This window comes from Streptomyces aurantiogriseus (assembly GCF_014649375.1).
Lineage (GTDB): Bacteria > Actinomycetota > Actinomycetes > Streptomycetales > Streptomycetaceae > Streptomyces > Streptomyces aurantiogriseus.
The window spans coordinates 1-1,590 of the sequence record NZ_BMSX01000067.1; the positions used below are offsets into that span (position 1 = coordinate 1).

The 1,590-nt window shown below is 69.4% G+C and carries 2 protein-coding genes; both read right to left on the reverse strand.

Annotation, left to right across the window (positions count from 1 at the left end; genetic code table 11):
• Positions 1-546 (reverse strand): ABC transporter permease (locus tag IE263_RS47990; protein WP_189944455.1); only part of this gene is annotated, 546 nt, incomplete at its 3' end.
• Positions 543-1,505, reverse strand: a complete 963-nt coding sequence (locus IE263_RS47995; RefSeq protein ID WP_189944456.1) for an ATP-binding cassette domain-containing protein — start codon at positions 1,503-1,505, stop codon at positions 543-545. The genes IE263_RS47990 and IE263_RS47995, both read right to left, overlap by 4 nt.
• Between the last annotated feature and the right edge of the window lie 85 nt (positions 1,506-1,590).

The window sequence follows — 1,590 nt, forward strand, 5'->3', positions numbered from 1 at the left end:
GTTGCTGGCCGCCTCGGGGTTCGGGCTGGCCATGCCCATGCCGACCGCGATCCAGGTGAATGCCAGGGCGAACAGTGTGAGCAGTCCGAACGCCGCCAGCCACTCCAGGGCCGTGGCGTCCGTGGACCGGAAGCCCATGGCCACGGCGACGGCACCGACGAGGACCAGGCTGGCGAGCACCTGCAGCACGCTGCCGACGACGTGCCCGATGAGCAGAGAGCCTCGGTAGACCGCCATCGTGCGGAAGCGGGCGATGAGGCCCTCGTTCATGTCCATGGAGACGGAGATCGCGGCCCCGATCACGGTGCTGCCGATGGTCATCAGCAGGAGGCCCGGGACAATGTAGGCGATGTAGTCGGAGCGGTCGGCGCCGCCGCCACCGATGCCCGCGCTCATCACGTCGCCGAAGATGTAGACGAAGAGCAGCAGCAGCATGATCGGCGTGAGCAGCAGGTTCAGGGTCATGGACGGGTAGCGCCGTGCGTGCAGCAGGTTGCGGCGCAGCATCGTGGCCGAGTCGCGGACGGCGAGGGAGAGGGCGCTCATCGGACAGTCTCCTTGGGCTGGTTCGGCTGGGTGGGCACGTTGGTTCCGGTCAGGGCGAAGAACACGTCGTCGAGGTCGGGGGTGTGCACGGTCAGCTCGTCCGCCTCGACGCCGGCCGTGTCCAGCCAGTCGAGGATGGAGCGCAGCTCGCGCTGGCTGCCGCCGCTGGGGATCTGCAGCGCCAGCGCCTCGTCGTCCCGGGTGACCTCGCGCAGAGCGGAGGCGGCGCTCTGGTACGTGGCCGGGTCGGTGAAGCGGAGCCGGACGTGCCCGCCGGGGATGAGCCGCTTGAGCTCCTCGGCGGTGCCCTGGGCGGCGATCTTGCCGTTGTTGAGCACGGCGATACGGTCGGCGAGTTCGTCGGCCTCCTCCAGGTACTGGGTGGTGAGGAAGACGGTGACGCCGTCGGAGACGAGTTCGCGGATGATCTGCCACATGTTGTGGCGGGAGCGGGGGTCGAGGCCGGTGGTCGGTTCGTCGAGGAAGATGATCCGCGGGTTGCCGACCAGGGTCATGGCGATGTCGAGGCGGCGCTTCATGCCGCCGGAGTAGGTGGAGGCGGGCTTCTTCGCGGCCTCCACCAGGTCGAAGCGCTCCAGGAGTTCGGCGGCGACCCGCCGCCCCTCGCTCTTGGACAGGTGGTGCAGGTCCGCCATGAGGAGCATGTTCTCCTCGCCGGTGATCAGGCCGTCGACGGCGGAGAACTGCCCGGTGACGCCGATCGCGGCGCGGACCGCCTGCGGGTCGGCGGCCAGGTCGTGGCCGCCGACGTGCAGCTCGCCTGCATCGGCGGTGATGAGGGTGGAGAGGATCTTGACGGCGGTGGTCTTGCCGGCGCCGTTCGGGCCGAGCAGGGAGAAGATCGTTCCTTCGGGGACGGCCAGGTCGACGCCGTCGAGCACGACCTTGTCGCCGTAGGACTTGCGCAGCCCGTTCGCCGCGATGGCCAGGTTCGTCATGGTGGGTGCTCCTCGGAGGCTGCGGGTCAGAGGCTGCGGGCGGTGATGTCGCCGTAGGCGGTGGTGGCGTGGATGTTCAGGTCGG